This window comes from Burkholderia sp. Ac-20379 (assembly GCF_017104645.1).
GTDB lineage: Bacteria > Pseudomonadota > Gammaproteobacteria > Burkholderiales > Burkholderiaceae > Burkholderia.
In genome coordinates, this window is record NZ_JAAGPF010000028.1 from 14,525 (window position 1) to 30,425 (window position 15,901).

Sequence of the window (15,901 nt, forward strand, 5' to 3'; positions counted from 1 at the left end):
CGCCAGCCCGGCCCGACAAACCCGACGGGCAAAAAAAAGCGCGACTGGAAGGTCGCGCCGACAAAGGTTTGGAGATCTTTTCCGTCAACGAAAAAGTCTGCTTCGGAAAGCAGAGGCTTCAGTATAGCGAGTGCTTCGCGCACCATTATCGGCGGTCTTCACAAACCTCTATTGCCGTTGCCTCAACAATCGCCGCCGCGGCGATCGCCACGCCTCCCTCGCCCTGCTTCTGTCGCCATCGCGCAACGCGAAAATCGATTCGGCATCCTGATCAAAATCCCGCTCACGCGCCACAGCCTTGTCTGGCAACGGTTTCAGCCCGCCGCCAGACCATTTCTCAAATTTAAATTCATTATTGCTTAAAGTGGAATCGACGCCGGCAGGCCAGCGGCTCAACACTGCGTTCGGGTCTGGAGATTTGCGGCGCCTCGGGCGCCACCCTCTCACGCCACACCGCCGCTCCCGGTGCGGGTCACCACCTCGATGAAAAAGAGGAAGCCGAGCTTCCTCGTCAGACGGAGACGCAGCAATGAAAAAGACGCTAATCGTAGCGGCGGTATCGGGTGTCTGCGCAACGGCGGCGCACGCGCAAAGCAGCGTGACGCTGTATGGCTTGATCGACGCCGGCATCACGTACACGAACAATCAGGGCGGTCACAGCTCGTGGTCGGAGACGAGCGGTTCGGTCAACGGCAGCCGGTGGGGGCTGCGCGGCAATGAAGATCTCGGCGGCGGACTGAAGGCGATCTTCGTGCTCGAGAACGGTTTCGGCATCAACAACGGCACGCTGAAGCAGAACGGTCGCGAATTCGGCCGCCAGGCCTTCGTCGGCCTCGCGCAAAGCCAGTTCGGCTCGGTCACGCTGGGTCGCCAATACGACAGCGTGGTCGACTTCATCGGGCCGTTGTCGCTGACCGGCACGCAATACGGCGGCACGCAGTTCGCTCACCCGTTCGACAACGACAACCTCAACAACTCGTTCCGGGTCAACAACTCGGTCAAGTACAGCAGCACCAACTGGAACGGCCTGAAGTTCGGCGCGTTGTACGGCTTCTCGAACAGCAGCCAGTTCTCGAACAATCGCGTGTACAGCGCGGGCGTGTCGTACAACTACATGGGCTTCAACCTGGCTGCCGGCTACATGCAGTTGAACAACGACATCAGCGGCCTGACCACCGCGGCCGTCAGCAACGCGAACGGCGCGGTGGCGGGCGACAACACGTTCGTCGGCAAGCGCCAGCGCGTGTTCGGCGGCGGCCTGACCTACACGTTCGGCCCGGCCACCGCGGGCTTCGTGTTCACGCAGACGCGCGTGAACCGCGCGCTCGGCATCGGCGCGGGCGCGTCCGGCACGTCGGCCGGCATCGGCCTTGACGGCACCTTCGCGCGCTTCAACAACTACGAAGTCAACGCCCGCTACTCGCTGACGCCGGCGCTGTCGGTGGCCGGTTCGTGGACCTACACGGCGGGCTTCCTGGACGGCCGCCATCCGGGCTGGAATCAGTTCAACCTGCAGACCGACTACGCGTTGTCGAAGCGCACCGACATCTATCTGCAGGGCGAGTATCAACACGTGAGCACCGACGGCCTCGGCATTGGCGCCTACGTGAACGGCCTGGGCGGCGCCTCGTCGACCAACAAGCAGATCGCCGTCACGGCCGGCCTGCGTCACCGTTTCTGACGCCAAGCAACCGCCGCACCATGACAAAAGCGCCCCGTGGGGCGCTTTTGTTTTTACTGCTCATGCGAACGGGCTAGGCCGCCCGGATGCGTCAGGCACTCGGCGCCGGATAACGCACGTCGAGCACGTCGACCGGCTGCGCGCCGGCCGGCGTCATCAGCGTGACCGTCTCGCCGATGCGCGATTTCAGCAATGCACGCGCGATCGGGGACACCCAGCTCACGTGGCCCTGGTCGAGATCGACCTCGTCGACGCCGACGATCGTGATCGTGTGCTCGTCGCCGTCCTCGGTGGCGTAATCGACCGTGGCGCCGAAGAACACCTGATCGGCGCTTTCCTGGCGGCTTGCGTCGACCACTTCGGCCAGATCGAGCCGCTTGGTCAGGAAGCGGATGCGCCGGTCGATCTCGCGCAGGCGCCGCTTGCCGTAGATGTAATCGCCGTTCTCGGAGCGATCGCCGTTCGACGCGGCCCACGACACGAGCTTGACGACCTCGGGCCGCGCTTCGTCGATCAGATGCAGCAACTCGTCGCGCAGCCGCTTGTGGCCGGCCGGCGTGATGTAGTTTTTCGCGCCGGCCGGGATGGCGGGCAATCCTTGACCGAGATCGTCGTCGTCATCGCCGTCCGACTCCTTCACAAACGCCTTGTTCATGCTGTTCCGGCTACCTTTCGACTGCCAATGGGATCGTGCAAGAGTACACGAACGCTTCCCGCGAAGAAATTGTGACGAAACACTTCCCTTTCCCGAAAAACCTTGCTATATTCTCACTTCTGCGTGCGGCTGTAGCTCAGTTGGATAGAGTACTTGGCTACGAACCAAGGGGTCGTGGGTTCGAATCCTGCCAGCCGCGCCACTTTTTAAAACGGGTTGTCCTACGGGATCTCCCGGCAGTACAAAGCAGTAACCGTTTTGCGTGCGGCTGTAGCTCAGTTGGATAGAGTACTTGGCTACGAACCAAGGGGTCGTGGGTTCGAATCCTGCCAGCCGCGCCACCTTTGAAGGGCCTTCCTCCGGGAAGGCCCTTTTGTTTTGCGCGCGCCGTTTATGTTGCTTCGCCGCGCCGCACAATCCACCGCCCCTCCCCTCCGCCGCACCATGAAAAAAGCGGCACGACGCCGAAGCCTCGTACCGCTCTCGCTCACCGCCGCTGGATCTACCCTCGCCAACACGCCGCCAGCCCCGTACAGCCCCGCTCAATAGTCCTGCCGGTCCCGATCGATCCGCATGCCGCCATCGTGGCGCGCATGGGCCGTATCGTCGCTCGAGCGCTCGCGCATGATCCGCATGACGTCCGGGTTCGTGCGCACGCGGCGCATGACGTTGGCGAGGTGGACACGATCGCCCACCTGGATCACGAAGCGCAGGATCGTCGATTCGTGCGAGAGATCTTCGTCCATCGCGATATGCACGATGTTCGCGTCGGCCGAGGTGATGTCGGCCGCCACGCGCGCGAAGATACCCTTGGTGTTCTTGACCAGCACCTTGACCGTGACGTCGAACAGGCGGCCCGGTTGCGGCGCCCAGGCGACGTCGATCCAGCGGCCCGGATCGCGGCGGTGGATACGCTGCGCCACCCGGCAATCGGTCGTGTGGATCGCCATGCCGAGGCCGATGCCGATGTAACCCATGATCGCGTCGCCCGGGATCGGTCGGCAGCAGGCCGACAACTGCACCGACATGCCTTCGGTGCCCGTGATCGCCACCGGCGGCGCGTTGTGGGCCGGACGGTCGCCGCGCGAGAGGTCGTCGTCGGCATCGCGCCCGCTCATCAGCACCTCGATGCGCTTGGCCATCACCTGCGGCACGCGGCGGCCGAGGCCGATATCCGCGAAGATTTCCTGACGGCTCTTGTTGCCCGTCCACTGCACGAGCTTTTCCCAGATTTCCGGCTCGATGTCGGCCAGCGCCAGCCCGTAACTCTTGAGGCTCTGATCGACGAGGCGCTCGCCCAGCTGCACCGATTCGGTCAGGCGCATCGTCTTCAGATAGTGACGAATGGCCGAACGCGCCTTGCCGGTACGCACGAAACCCAGCCACACCGGGTTCGGCTTCGAATACGGCGCGGTGATCACCTCGACGATGTCGCCGCTCTTCAACTCGGTGCGCAACGGCAGCAACTCGTTGTTGATCTTGACGGCCACGCACTGGTTGCCGAGATCGCTGTGCACCGAATAGGCGAAGTCGAGCGCCGTGGCGCCGCGCGGCAGCGCCATGATCTTCGACTTCGGCGTGAATACGTAGACGGCATCCGGAAACAGGTCGATCTTGACGTGTTCGAGGAATTCGCTCGAATCGCCGGCTTCGCTCTGAATGTCGAGCAGCGATTTGAGCCACTGATGCGCGCGCATCTGCACGTCGTTGAGATCCGCGCCGCCGTTCTTGTAGAGCCAATGCGCGGCCACGCCGGCTTCGGCGATCTCGTGCATCTTGCGGGTGCGGACCTGGAATTCGATCGGCGCGCCGAACGGGCCGACCACCGTCGTGTGCAGCGACTGGTAGCCGTTCACCTTCGGGATCGCGATGTAATCCTTGAACTTGCCCGGCACCGGCTTGTAGAGCGCATGCAGCGCGCCGATGCAGGTGTAGCACTCGAGCGCATGCTCGACCACCACGCGGAACCCGTAGACATCGAGCACCTGCGAGAACGACAACTGCTTGTCGCGCATCTTGCGGTAGATGCTGTAGATCGTCTTCTCGCGACCCATGATCTCCGCGTCGAGCTTCGCCTCGCCCACCGCGCGCTGCGCCGATTCGAGGATCTTGCCGATCACTTCGCGGCGATTGCCGCGCGCGGCCTTCACGGCCTTCTCGAGCGTGGCGTAGCGGTGCGGGTTGAAGTTCGCGAAGCTCATGTCCTGCAGCTCGCGATAGGTGTTGTTCAGGCCGAGACGGTGCGCGATCGGCGCATAGATGTCGAGCGTCTCGCGCGCGACGCGGCGGCGCTTTTCCATCGGCACCGCGCCGAGCGTGCGCATGTTGTGCAGGCGGTCGGCCAGCTTCACGAGGATCACGCGCACGTCGCGCGCCATCGCCAGCAGCATCTTGCGGAAGTTTTCCGCCTGCGCTTCCTCGCGGCTGCGGAACTCCATCTTGTCGAGCTTCGACAGGCCGTCCACCAGCTCCGCGACCTTCGGGCCGAACCGCTCGGCCAGCTCGCTCTTGGTCACGCCCTGATCTTCCATCACGTCGTGCAGCAACGCGGCCATGATGGCCTGGGCGTCGAGCTTCCAGCCGGCGCAGATTTCCGCGACGGCAACGGGATGGGTGATGTAGGGCTCGCCGCTCTGGCGATATTGACCGAGGTGGGCTTCGTCGCTGAAGTGGAACGCCGCCTTGACCTCTTTGATGTCTTCCGGACCGAGATACTCGGCAAGCGCGGCGGTCAGTTTCGCGATCGAAACGACGCCGTGCTTGCGAGGTTGCTCCGGTGTATTGGTCGGCCCGAACAGATGGCGAAACGATTGTTCGAGGACCGCGTCGATGTATTGCCGCGCCGGCGAAGCGGCCGTGGCGTCTTCCGCCTGGCCGGCCTCCGCGGAAGCGGACGATGTTGAGTTGCTCATGTTCGCCTCCTCAGGTTGGCACGCCGGTTGTGCGGATTACATGACGGTAAGAACCGAGTGTGCCTTAAACCGGCACTTTCTTCAGCATCTCGAGGCCGACCTGCCCGGCCGCGATCTCGCGCAGCGCGACGACGGTGGGCTTGTCGCGGCTTTCGATCTTCGGCGTGTGGCCTTGCGCGAGCTGACGCGCGCGATAGGTGGCGGCGAGCGCCAGTTCGAAGCGGTTGGGGATTTGCTTCAGGCAGTCTTCGACGGTAATGCGAGCCATGTTGGGTATTCCTTCTGAATATGGTGGCTATTCTACCTTATGTCCCTCGTCCGCCGCCGTCACTCGGCGTGCGGGAGATGGATGCCGAGCTCGATGAAAAGCTCGGTGTGGCGTGCGTATTGCGAGGCGACGCGCAGACGCGTGGCGGCCACGATCCGCTGCAGCTCCGAGAGCGCCGTCTCGAAGTGCTCGTTGATCACGACGTATTCGGCTTCCGATGCGTGCGCGATCTCGCTGCCCGCGGCAAGCAGGCGGCGCGTGATGACGTTCGGCTCGTCCTGGCCGCGCTTCTTGAGACGCTCCTCGAGCGCCGCGAGCGACGGCGGCAGGATGAAGATGCCGACCGCATTGCGGAACTGCTTCTTGACCTGCTGCGCGCCCTGCCAGTCGATCTCGAGCAGCACGTCGCGGCCGCTCTGCATCTGCTGCTCGATCCACACGCGCGAGGTGCCGTAGTAGTTGCCGTGCACCTCGGCGCTTTCGAGGAATTCGTGGTGCGCGTGACGCGCGCGGAAATCCTCGACGGTGGTGAAGTGGTAATGCTCGCCGTCCTGCTCGCCCGGACGCGGCTTGCGCGTCGTGTACGAGATCGACAGGCAGATTTCGCTGTCCTTCGCGAGCAGCGCGTTCACGAGCGTCGACTTGCCCGCGCCGGACGGCGCCACCACCATGAACAGGTTGCCGGGATACGCGCCGGCATGCAGCGCGTGCGCGTCGCGGTTCGATTCGGTCATCTTGCTTTACTCCAGGTTTTGCACTTGCTCGCGCATCTGCTCGATCAACAGCTTCAGCGCCATCGACGCATCGGCGAGCTCCTTCGCCGCGGCCTTCGAACCGAGCGTGTTCGCTTCGCGATTCAGTTCCTGCATCATGAAGTCGAGACGCTTGCCGACGCGGCCGCCCTTCTCGATCACGTGACGCGTTTCGTTCAGGTGCGCGGTGAGCCGCTGCAGTTCTTCGGCGATGTCGATGCGGATGCCGTACATCGTCACTTCCTGGCGGATCCGCTCGGCGGCTTCCTCGCGCGTCACGACCGTCTGGCCGCTTTCCGAGGCGGCCAGGCCGAGCGCTTCCTGCAGGCGCTCGACGATCTTCTGCTGATGCTTGGCGATCAGCTCCGGCACCAGCGGCGTGATGCGCGCGACGATCGCTTCCATCTCCGTCACGTTACCGAGCAGCATCGTGGCCAGTTGCGCGCCTTCGCGCTGGCGTACCACCACGAGCTCGCCGATCGCTTCCTTGCCGCAGGCGAGCACGGCTTCGCGCAGCGTTTCCGCCGACACGCCGCTCTCGGCGAGCACGCCGGGCCAGCGCAGGATTTCGCCGGTGCGCAGGCGCTCCGAATCGGGGAACGACACGAGCACGGCGCGCTCGAGTTCGGCGAGCTGGTCGAGCGCGGCGCGGTTCAGCGCGCCGGCCTGGCTCATCTGTTCGCTGCGTTGCAGGTTGATGCGCACATCCACCTTGCCGCGCGAGAGCTTGTTCATCAGCATCTCGCGCAGGGCGGGTTCGCACACGCGCACGTCGTCGGGCATGCGGAAATTCAGGTCGAGGAAACGCGAATTCACCGTACGCAGTTCGACCGATACGCTGGTGGCGCCGTTACCGGAGTTGGCCACGAGTTCGCGGGTCGCGCTCGCATAGCCCGTCATGCTATAGATCATGGTTGGTCTCGCCGGTGAGAGGGCCGATACGGCCCGGAAATCCAGAGGCGCCCGGTGCGCACGAGGCACGGGGCGCGAAACCGCCATTATCCCATTTTTGGCGGCGCCCCCGCCCGTGTGAGCGCTGCATCGCGGCCCGGTGCGGCGGCGGCATGCGCGGTAAAATCGCGGTTTCCCTCCGGATGCCTCACTTCCCCATGACGAATTCCTCTTCCCGCCCGAGCGGCCGCCCGGCGAACCAGCTGCGCGACGTGCGCCTGACCCGCAACTACACGAAGCACGCCGAAGGCTCGGTGCTCGTCGAATTCGGCGATACGAAGGTGATCTGCACGGCCAGCGTGGCCGAGCGCGTGCCCGAATTCCTGCGCGATCGCGGCCAGGGCTGGCTGACCGCCGAATACGGCATGCTGCCGCGCGCCACCCATACGCGCAGCGATCGCGAAGCCGCGCGCGGCAAACAAACCGGCCGCACCCAGGAAATCCAGCGCCTGATCGGCCGCGCGCTGCGCGCCGTGGTCGACCTCGAGCAGCTCGGCCCGCGCACCATCCATATCGATTGCGACGTGATCCAGGCCGACGGCGGCACGCGCACGGCCAGCATCACCGGCGCGTTCGTCGCCGTGCAGGATGCCGTCGCCAAGCTGATCGCCGCGGGCAAGCTGGCCAAGTCGCCGATCAACGATTCGGTTGCCGCGATCTCGGTGGGCGTCTATCAGGGCACGCCGGTGCTCGATCTCGATTACGCCGAGGATTCGAAGTGCGACACCGACATGAACGTGGTGATGACCGGCAAGGGCGGCCTGGTGGAAGTGCAGGGCACGGCCGAAGGCGTGCCGTTCACGCGCGACGAGATGAACGTGCTGCTCGATCTCGCGCAGAAGGGCATCGGCGAACTGATCGCGCTGCAGCAAGCCGCGCGGGACGCCTGACATGACGCATCCCACCACGCCCGCCGGCGGCTTGTCGCGGATCGTGCTCGCGTCGAACAACGCGGGCAAGCTGCGTGAATTCGCGGCGCTGTTCGAGACGGTCGGCATCGAGATCGTCCCGCAAGGCCAGCTCGACGTGAGCGAGGCCGACGAGCCGTATCTGACCTTCATCGAAAACGCGCTGACCAAGGCGCGTCATGCATCGCGCGCCACCGGGCTGCCCGCCATCGCCGACGATTCGGGCCTGTGCGTGCGTGCGCTGCACGGCGCGCCGGGCGTGCATTCGGCGCGCTATGCGCAACGCGCCGGCTTCGAGAAGAGCGACGCGGCGAACAACGCGCATCTGGTTTCGCAGTTGCAGGGCGTCGACGACCGCCGTGCCTATTACTGCTGCGTGCTGGCGCTGGTTCGTCATCCCGACGATCCCGAGCCGCTGTTCGCCGAGGGCCGTTGGCATGGCGAGGTGGTCGACGCGCCGCGCGGCGAGCACGGCTTCGGCTACGATCCTCATTTTCTGCTGCCGGCGCTGAACGCCACCGTGGCGGAGCTGGCGCCGGCCGTCAAGAACACCGTCAGCCATCGCGCGCTCGCGCTGCGCGCCCTGCTCGCGCGGCTCGGAGACGACGCGTGAGCCAGGCCGCCGACACCGGTCAGCGCATCGTCGCGACCTTCGCATCGCCGGGCAAGGTGCGTCTCACCGCGCTGCCGCCGCTCGCGCTCTACGTGCATTTCCCGTGGTGCGTGCGCAAGTGCCCGTACTGCGATTTCAACTCGCACGAATGGAAGGGCGAGCGCTTTCCCGAGCAGCAGTACCTCGACGCCGTGCGCGCCGATCTCGAACAGGCGCTGCCGTTCGTGTGGGGCCGCCAGGTGCACACGATCTTCATCGGCGGCGGCACGCCGAGCCTGCTGTCGGCTGCCGGCCTCGACCGCTTGCTCAGCGACGTGCGCGCGCTGCTGCCGCTCGACGCCGACGCCGAAATCACGCTCGAGGCGAACCCCGGCACCTTCGAGGCGGCCAAATTCGCGCAGTTCCGCGCAAGCGGCGTGAACCGGCTGTCGATCGGCATCCAGAGCTTCAACGAGGCGCACCTGAAGGCGCTCGGGCGCATTCACGACACGGCGCAGGCGCGCGCCGCCGTCGAGATCGCCGCGAACACGTTCGACAATTTCAACCTCGACCTGATGTTCGCGCTGCCGAAGCAGACGCTCGACGAATGCCGCGCCGACATCGAAACCGCGCTGTCGTACGCGCCGCCGCATCTGTCGCTGTACCACCTGACGCTCGAGCCGAACACGCTGTTCGCGAAGTACCCGCCGGTCGTGCCCGACGACGACGCGTCGGCCGACATGCAGGAATGGATCCACGAGCGCACGACAGAGGCGGGCTACGGGCGCTATGAAGTGTCTGCGTATGCCCAGCCGAACCGGCAGTGCAAGCACAACCTCAACTACTGGCGCTTCGGCGATTACCTCGGCATCGGCGCGGGCGCGCACACGAAGCTCTCGTTTCCGAATCGCATCCTGCGCCAGGCGCGCTACAAGCATCCCGGCACCTACATGGAGCAGGCGATGGCCGGCACGCCGGTGCAGGAGGAGCGCGAAGTCGGGCCGCGCGATCTGCCGTTCGAGTTCATGCTGAACACGCTGCGGCTGGCCGAAGGCTTTCCGGTGGCCAGCTACGCCGAACGCACCGGGCTGCCGCTCTCCACCATCGAGCCGGCGCTGGCGGAGGCGGAACGGCGCGGGATGATCGTGCGCGACTACGAACGCATCGCGCCGACGCCGCTCGGGCAGCGTTTTCTCAACGATCTGCAGGAGCTGTTCCTGCGTGACGACGAGGATGACAAGGACGGCAACGCGGGTTGATGCGCGGCGCGGCATCGCTCGCAAAGCCGAGGACAGCGCCGGCATTTCGGTTACAATGCCGGCCGTGGAAGCGTGGCCGAGTGGTTTAAGGCACCGGTCTTGAAAACCGGCGACGGGCAACCGTCCGTGAGTTCGAATCTCACCGCTTCCGCCACCGCATCATTCTCAGGGCGTCTCAGCCCAACTCACCAAATCTCCCAAAGCCAAGCCAGACAAGGCATTCAGCCCGTCTAGCCGCTTTTTCGTTGTCTCAAGTCAAGTCCAGCGCGGCATCATGGCCGTTCGAGCGGAAGGCGGTGCGCCGGACATCAACGTCATCGCGGCAAACCTCACCAAGGCCTTCGCCGACTTCAAGCAATCCCACCAGACCGAAATCGCCGAGCTTCGCGAGGCTGTCGACACGCATTCGGTGATGATGGCTGCGCACCAGATGAGCGGCGCTGGTGCTGGTAGTGCGGCGCGCGATGAGCAGCAGCCGATCTATGCGGCTCGCGGCCTGCGTGCTGCGCAAATCTCGGCGCACTACAACCAGCGCGCCAAGGCGGCCGGTGAAGACACCAGCATCAACATGGCCGACTTCCTGCGCGGCGTGGCGGGCATGAAGTGCTCGGATGCGGTCAAAGCGTCGCTGTCTGTCGGTACGGATTCGGCAGGCGGCTATGCCGTTCCGAATGTGGTGATGCCGAAGATCCTCGACGCGTTGGTCGATCAAAGCGCGCTGCTTACCGCTGGTGCGGGGATCCTGCCTGTGACGGATGGCGCGAAAAGCGTGACGGTGGCAGGCATCGACACGCTGCCCACGCCGGCATGGCGTAACGAGCTGGGCGCTGTCGCCGAAAGCGAACCGACGTTCCGCGGCGTGGTGGCGACGCCCCGGTCGCTGACTTGCATCGTTCGTATCAGCCGCGAACTGCTTGCCGATGCAGACGACGTCTCGCGCGCAGTGACTCAGGCTATCTCGCAGGCGTTCGCGCTGGAGTTCGACCGCGCCGGCCTGGTGGGTAATGGTGTGGCGCCGCAACCGCTTGGCCTGTACGGCATGGAGGCGGTCAACAAGATCGAGCAGATCGGCGCCAAGTTCGCCTATGGTGACATGCTGGCCGCGTACCAAACGCAGCTCGAGCGCAAGGCGCCGGCACCGACGGCCGCGATCATGGCCCCGCGCACGCTTGTGGGCCTGGCCGGCTTGGTGGACACGACCGGCCAGCCGCTCAGCGCACCGCCTTTGCTATCGAACGTGCGCCAACTGGCAACCAATGGCGTTCCGACGAATCTGGGCGACGGAAACGCCAAGAGCCTGGTATTCGTCGGCAACTTCTCGACAGTGCAATACGCTCTGCGCGAGACGCTGAATATCGGACTGCTGCGCGAAGCTTACGCAAAGACCGGTGAAATCGGCTTTCTCTGCCACGCCCGCGTCGACGTGATCGCGAACTACCCGCAGGCGATCACCGTGATTGAGGCTGTCGCAAGCTAACTCACAGCGAGCCGCTCCTGAGTTTTCAGGGGCGGTTTCCACTTCATCAGGAGATTTACAGATGAAAAACGAAAAGCTGCGCACAATTCGCTTGTATGGCGTCTTGGCAAAAACGTTTGGACGGGTGTTTCGGCTGGCCGTCTCGTCGACGGCAGAGGCCGTGCGCGCGCTCGTGATGTGAAAGACAGACAGCGAGAACATAACTTCAGCCCGCTAGGTGAAAACCCAGCGGGCTTTTTGCTTGGGCGATGTAAAATCGTCCGTGCTTCGCCATCGTTTCGCACGTTGAGAGAGACGGTTCGGGCAACCGATGGTACATCTCTCGTGGTGAAGCACCAGAATTTCGAGTTTGCGCCTTACATGAAAGCCCCGCCCGGTGAAAGCTGCGCGGGGCTTTTTGTTTTAGCTTAGCCGCGTGCTTTGATCATGGCGTCGGCGATGAGATACGCGTGGCGTGCAACTTCGTCTTGCGGTGAGCTGCCATTGTCAGGCTTGTACCCCTCTGGCGTTCTCAGGAGGATGCTTCCCAAGGCTGCGGCAGCAAAATAATCGCGAAGCGTTTGTCCCGCGTGTTGTGCGGGGCGTGATGGTGCGGTTGCGTGAATTTCTGGTACGGGAAAAGCTGGGCCTCCGTTGCCTTGCATTTCGTCCTCCGTGCATTTGTATTGCCGGCCATTCCGGCTCGCCGATTTTACAGGTGGTGATGTGCCTCGTCTCAAGACTCTCGCGCCGCGACTATCTCAGCTTGGTGCTCGGGTCAAGGCTGTCGAGGTGGGCTCATGGCGAGCCGGAAAGACGAGCAGTTCCGCCCGAGGATACGACTACAAGTGGCAGAAGTTGCGAGCGGCGCACCTCATGGCGCATCCGCATTGTGTGTTTTGCCTACGCGATATTGGCATGGCTGGTTGGTCGCCCGAGGCTGTGGTAATCGAGTGTGCGATGCGTGGTGTCGTTGAGCCGCTCGGCAACATCGGCGATCACGTCATACCGCACCGTGGTGACAATCGCTTGCGGCTTGATCCGTCGAACATCCAGACCGCTTCAATCTCCTCGTGAGCGGGGCTGGAGATGTCACTGGGTATAGGCTCCCGATTTTGACTCGCGATCCAGACGCGTAACCGCCGTTTCTTCAACGTGTCAACAACGTAGCCGCCTTGCGCACCGTTCGCGTGCCGCTACAATCGAGGTTGATTCCCGGGGGTGAGCCGACTGCCACGAGGCGGGAGGTGCCTTATTCAAACGGGGATCACGAGCCCCGGACGTTAAACCATCCCGCCCTGGCAGCGTGCGAGGAACGTTACTCAAACGGGGCTCCCCCCTTCCCAGCCACGCCAGCGAAAAAAGCCCCCGACGGGGCCGAGGGCTTCGGATCTGCATCAGGGTCACTCAGCGCACGCCACCAGCCGGCCAGTTACGGCGTCATCCCCGCCCGGCACCCATCGCGCATTTCATCACGTCAATTAACGCCCTGTGCTATAAGCCAGATGGCACCCATTTCAGCGCGTGCGCAATCGCGCCTGCACCTTGCAATGGCACGCATTGCGGCGGCACGGCAATGCGCACGCGAATCCCTGGTTTGTCACTGTTCGCCGGTCGGGCCGCCAAGCCCGCCTTCCGGCGCACCGCCAAGCAATTCCCCGAACCCGAAATCCTGTTTCTGCCATTGGGAGCCACGAAATGCCGGAGTTTTACGTCACCGCCCGCGTCATGCTGTTCATGGATGACAAGCGGTCCAAGGAATATCCGCTCGATTCCAAGGAGTACAAGAAGCTGCATGCCGAAATGCATGCGCGCGGTTACGTCCGTTACGTGATCGACGACAGCAGCCAGGTGATGTACCGCTTGCCGCCCGGGGAATACAACCTCGAAATCACCGCGATGGATCCCGTCTCGGCGCGCGCCGAAGCGTTGTCGCTGGCCTGCGCCGCCGCGACGAGTTCCACGTCCAAGCACCGTTATTCGGCCTACGTGACCGGCGACGGCGGCCGGATCTGGGCGCAGCTCGGCACGTTCAAGAAGGATCCGGACGCGCAGCCGGCCTGATCGCCGGGCATCGCCGCCGGCCGTGCGGCGCAGCGGGCGCGATGCGCGTTCCGCTGTACTCCGCGCCGCCAGCGTCTATGCTGGAAACGTCCGAACGCTCGCGCACGGTCGTTTCCATGTTCCCGCTCTCCGCTTTTTCCCGTCTGCGCTCCGTTTCGTCGGCATGGCCGATGAAACGGATACATCACGTCTCGCGCTTGGCCGCCTTGCTGGCCGGCGCGCTCGTCGCCGCCGGCTGCACCGTCACGCTGCCGCAGCGCGCGCTGATCCTGTCGCCCACCCCGGGCGCGAGCGCCGCGTCGCAGGCCGGCTATCGCGACGAAGTGGCCCGGCAGATCCTCGACGCGAACGCCTCGCGCGTGCTGCACGGCGCGCCGCAGGCGATGCTGCGCTCGCTCGTGGTGGTGGCGTTCACCGTCGATCGCGACGGGCGGCTGGTGCGTTCGTCGGTCTATCGCAGCAACGGCGACGACGGCGCCGAGGCGATCGCCCTGCAATCGCTGCGCCGTGCCGCGCCGCTGCCGCGCCCGCCCGCGGGCCTGCTCGACGGGCACGGCCAGCTCGACATGATGGAAAGCTGGCTGTTCAACGACAACGGCCAGTTCCAGTTGCGCACGCGGGCCGAGCAGCAGGCCCAGACGATCGATTGACCGCGCCGAAAGCGCGCCAATCCCGCTTGCTATAATTCGCCGCTACCCGATCCGTCGTTCAGGACGGCTCGCCACGTTCCGCCTACCCGGCCGGCCCGTCGCGCGAGCCCGACAAGGCCGCTTGCGCGACGCGCGCAGCCCGCCCCGGATGCATCGCCGGCCCTCGAAGCCGGCACCCGCGCCGCCGCCTTGCGCAGCGCCGCGGGATGAAACGAATTGAGACCCGATCACCCGAGCCGCCCCGCACGCGGTTCGAACCCGCACCACGGAACCATCATGTCCTCTACCTCTCCCGCCGCCGGCACTGCGTCGCACGGCTCGCAGCCGGTCAGCCACCGGCGCATCGTGTTCGCGAGCTTCATCGGCACCGCCATCGAGTTCTACGATTTCTATGTGTACGCCACGGCCGCCGCGCTCGTGATCGGCCCGGTGTTCTTCCCGCACGGCTCGGCCACGGCGCAGGCGCTGTCGGCGTTCGTCACGTTCGGCATCGCGTTCATCGCGCGACCGATCGGCTCGTTCCTGTTCGGCCACTTCGGCGACCGCTTCGGCCGCAAATCGACACTGGTCGCCTCGCTGCTGGTGATGGGCGTGTCGACCACGGCGATCGGCTTCGTGCCCGGCTACGACACGATCGGCGCGCTCGCGCCGGTGCTGCTCTGCGTGCTGCGCTTCGGCCAGGGCATCGGCCTCGGCGGCGAATGGGGCGGCGCGGCGCTGCTGGCCACCGAGCACGCGCCGGCCGGCAAGCGCGGCTGGTTCGGCATGTTCCCGCAGCTCGGCCCGTCGATCGGCTTCCTGATGTCGAACGGCCTGTTCTTCGCGCTCGCGCTCGGCCTGTCGGACGAGCAGTTCCGCAGTTGGGGCTGGCGCGTGCCGTTCCTGGTCAGCGCGGCGCTGGTGGCCGTCGGCCTGTACGTGCGCCTGAAGATCACGGAAACGCCGGCGTTCCAGGCAGCGATCGATCGCAACGAACGCGTGCGCATGCCGGTCGCCTCGCTGCTCTCGCAGCACTGGGCGCCGACGCTGCTCGGCGCGCTGGCGATGGTGGTCTGCTACACGCTGTTCTATATCTCGACGGTGTTCTCGCTGTCGTACGGCGTCAGCGCGCTGCATATCGCGCGCCCGAGCTTCCTCGGCCTGCTCTGCATCGCGGTGGTGTTCATGGCGATCGCCACGCCGCTGTCGGCCTGGGCGTCGGACCGCTTCGGCCGCAAGCCGGTGCTGATCGCGGGCGGCATCGCCGCGCTGCTGTCCGGCTTCACGATGGAACCGCTGCTCGGCAGCGGCTCGATGCCGCTGATCGCGCTGTTCCTGATCATCGAGCTGTTCCTGATGGGCGTGACGTTCGCGCCGATGGGCGCGCTGCTGCCCGAGCTGTTCCCCACCCACGTCCGCTACACGGGCGCCGGCGTGGCCTACAACCTCGGCGGGATCCTCGGCGCGTCGATCGCGCCGTATATCGCGCAGGTGCTGGCCGCGCAGGGCGGGCTGTCGTGGGTCGGCGGCTATGTGTCGACGGCCGCGGTGATCAGCGTGATCGGCGTGCTGCTGATGCGCGAGACGCGCGACGCCAAGCTGATGTGATCGACGGCGGCGGGCAGGCGCGACGCCTGCCCGCGGTTGCCGCCGATCAATACACCACGACGTGCGCCGGGTGGTAATACACGGGCCGCGCCGGCACGACCACGCAGCCGGCCAGCACGATCGCGGCGAGCGCGACGACGAACAGGGTTCGTTTCATGATCGCGCT

At 65.1% G+C, this 15,901-nt stretch carries 14 protein-coding genes, 3 tRNA genes and 1 pseudogene; 13 read left to right on the forward strand and 5 right to left on the reverse strand.

What is annotated here, in order from left to right:
• Positions 1-529: 529 nt before the first annotated feature.
• Positions 530-1,681, forward strand: coding sequence for a porin (locus tag G3N92_RS06085; protein ID WP_206126559.1), 1,152 nt, complete (start codon positions 530-532; stop codon positions 1,679-1,681).
• A 91-nt stretch (positions 1,682-1,772) separates the two neighbouring features.
• On the opposite strand, the gene greB is transcribed toward G3N92_RS06085, so the two are convergent.
• Positions 1,773-2,336 (reverse strand): transcription elongation factor GreB, encoded by a 564-nt coding sequence (greB, locus tag G3N92_RS06090; protein ID WP_206126560.1) that lies wholly within the window; start codon positions 2,334-2,336, stop codon positions 1,773-1,775.
• Positions 2,337-2,461: 125 nt separating this feature from the next.
• Here greB and G3N92_RS06095 point away from each other — a divergent pair.
• Positions 2,462-2,538: transfer RNA gene (locus G3N92_RS06095), tRNA-Arg, on the forward strand.
• A 62-nt stretch (positions 2,539-2,600) separates the two neighbouring features.
• A tRNA-Arg gene (locus G3N92_RS06100) sits at positions 2,601-2,677 on the forward strand.
• A gap of 201 nt (positions 2,678-2,878) precedes the next feature.
• Here G3N92_RS06100 and G3N92_RS06105 read toward each other — a convergent pair.
• The 4 genes from G3N92_RS06105 to G3N92_RS06120 form a co-directional block, all read right to left on the reverse strand.
• Positions 2,879-5,248: a bifunctional (p)ppGpp synthetase/guanosine-3',5'-bis(diphosphate) 3'-pyrophosphohydrolase gene (locus G3N92_RS06105; protein ID WP_206126561.1), complete on the reverse strand. Its 2,370-nt coding sequence runs from the start codon at positions 5,246-5,248 to the stop codon at positions 2,879-2,881.
• Between the two features lie 64 nt (positions 5,249-5,312).
• Positions 5,313-5,516: a DNA-directed RNA polymerase subunit omega gene (rpoZ, locus tag G3N92_RS06110; protein ID WP_006400783.1), complete on the reverse strand. Its 204-nt coding sequence runs from the start codon at positions 5,514-5,516 to the stop codon at positions 5,313-5,315.
• A gap of 59 nt (positions 5,517-5,575) precedes the next feature.
• Positions 5,576-6,250, reverse strand: a complete 675-nt coding sequence (gene gmk, locus G3N92_RS06115; RefSeq protein ID WP_206126562.1) for a guanylate kinase — start codon at positions 6,248-6,250, stop codon at positions 5,576-5,578.
• Positions 6,251-6,256: 6 nt separating this feature from the next.
• Entirely contained in the window at positions 6,257-7,180 is a 924-nt protein-coding gene (locus tag G3N92_RS06120) for a YicC/YloC family endoribonuclease (RefSeq protein WP_206126563.1), read from the reverse strand.
• A 197-nt stretch (positions 7,181-7,377) separates the two neighbouring features.
• Here G3N92_RS06120 and rph point away from each other — a divergent pair, with 197 nt between their 5' ends.
• From rph to G3N92_RS06170, 10 genes and pseudogenes are all read left to right on the forward strand, one after another.
• Positions 7,378-8,109: a ribonuclease PH gene (gene rph, locus G3N92_RS06125; RefSeq protein ID WP_206126564.1), complete on the forward strand. Its 732-nt coding sequence runs from the start codon at positions 7,378-7,380 to the stop codon at positions 8,107-8,109.
• A 1-nt stretch (position 8,110) separates the two neighbouring features.
• Complete coding sequence (gene rdgB, locus G3N92_RS06130; protein WP_206126565.1) at positions 8,111-8,740, forward strand: RdgB/HAM1 family non-canonical purine NTP pyrophosphatase; 630 nt, start codon at positions 8,111-8,113, stop codon at positions 8,738-8,740.
• Positions 8,737-9,978 (forward strand): radical SAM family heme chaperone HemW, encoded by a 1,242-nt coding sequence (hemW, locus tag G3N92_RS06135; RefSeq protein WP_206126566.1) that lies wholly within the window; start codon positions 8,737-8,739, stop codon positions 9,976-9,978. The genes rdgB and hemW overlap by 4 nt, the downstream gene beginning before the upstream one ends.
• A 66-nt stretch (positions 9,979-10,044) precedes the next feature.
• Positions 10,045-10,132: transfer RNA gene (locus tag G3N92_RS06140), tRNA-Ser, on the forward strand.
• A gap of 120 nt (positions 10,133-10,252) precedes the next feature.
• The gene (locus G3N92_RS06145) at positions 10,253-11,455 is read left to right on the forward strand and encodes a phage major capsid protein (protein ID WP_206126567.1); all 1,203 of its coding nucleotides are present in this window, start codon (positions 10,253-10,255) and stop codon (positions 11,453-11,455) included.
• Positions 11,456-11,516: 61 nt separating this feature from the next.
• A pseudogene (locus G3N92_RS06150) lies at positions 11,517-11,627 on the forward strand (tail assembly protein); the annotation flags it as partial.
• A 683-nt stretch (positions 11,628-12,310) separates the two neighbouring features.
• Entirely contained in the window at positions 12,311-12,511 is a 201-nt protein-coding gene (locus G3N92_RS34875; protein WP_241014615.1) for an HNH endonuclease, read from the forward strand.
• 621 nt (positions 12,512-13,132) lie between these two features.
• Complete coding sequence (locus G3N92_RS06160; RefSeq protein ID WP_206126569.1) at positions 13,133-13,498, forward strand: hypothetical protein; 366 nt, start codon at positions 13,133-13,135, stop codon at positions 13,496-13,498.
• Positions 13,499-13,668: 170 nt separating this feature from the next.
• Positions 13,669-14,148, forward strand: a complete 480-nt coding sequence (locus tag G3N92_RS06165; RefSeq protein ID WP_206126570.1) for an energy transducer TonB — start codon at positions 13,669-13,671, stop codon at positions 14,146-14,148.
• Between the two features lie 276 nt (positions 14,149-14,424).
• Positions 14,425-15,735, forward strand: a complete 1,311-nt coding sequence (locus tag G3N92_RS06170) for an MFS transporter (protein WP_206126571.1) — start codon at positions 14,425-14,427, stop codon at positions 15,733-15,735.
• Positions 15,736-15,901 lie beyond the last annotated feature (166 nt).

Coding starts and splice junctions, on each gene's coding strand:
- G3N92_RS06160 (WP_206126569.1), top strand. CDS start 13,133: ATGCCGGAGTTTTACGTCACCGCCCGCGTCATGCTGTTCATGGATGAC.
- greB (WP_206126560.1), bottom strand. CDS start 2,336: ATGAACAAGGCGTTTGTGAAGGAGTCGGACGGCGATGACGACGACGAT.
- G3N92_RS06170 (WP_206126571.1), top strand. CDS start 14,425: ATGTCCTCTACCTCTCCCGCCGCCGGCACTGCGTCGCACGGCTCGCAG.
- G3N92_RS06105 (WP_206126561.1), bottom strand. CDS start 5,248: ATGAGCAACTCAACATCGTCCGCTTCCGCGGAGGCCGGCCAGGCGGAA.
- G3N92_RS06145 (WP_206126567.1), top strand. CDS start 10,253: ATGGCCGTTCGAGCGGAAGGCGGTGCGCCGGACATCAACGTCATCGCG.
- G3N92_RS34875 (WP_241014615.1), top strand. CDS start 12,311: ATGGCGCATCCGCATTGTGTGTTTTGCCTACGCGATATTGGCATGGCT.
- G3N92_RS06165 (WP_206126570.1), top strand. CDS start 13,669: ATGAAACGGATACATCACGTCTCGCGCTTGGCCGCCTTGCTGGCCGGC.
- rph (WP_206126564.1), top strand. CDS start 7,378: ATGACGAATTCCTCTTCCCGCCCGAGCGGCCGCCCGGCGAACCAGCTG.
- rpoZ (WP_006400783.1), bottom strand. CDS start 5,516: ATGGCTCGCATTACCGTCGAAGACTGCCTGAAGCAAATCCCCAACCGC.
- G3N92_RS06120 (WP_206126563.1), bottom strand. CDS start 7,180: ATGATCTATAGCATGACGGGCTATGCGAGCGCGACCCGCGAACTCGTG.
- gmk (WP_206126562.1), bottom strand. CDS start 6,250: ATGACCGAATCGAACCGCGACGCGCACGCGCTGCATGCCGGCGCGTAT.
- G3N92_RS06085 (WP_206126559.1), top strand. CDS start 530: ATGAAAAAGACGCTAATCGTAGCGGCGGTATCGGGTGTCTGCGCAACG.
- rdgB (WP_206126565.1), top strand. CDS start 8,111: ATGACGCATCCCACCACGCCCGCCGGCGGCTTGTCGCGGATCGTGCTC.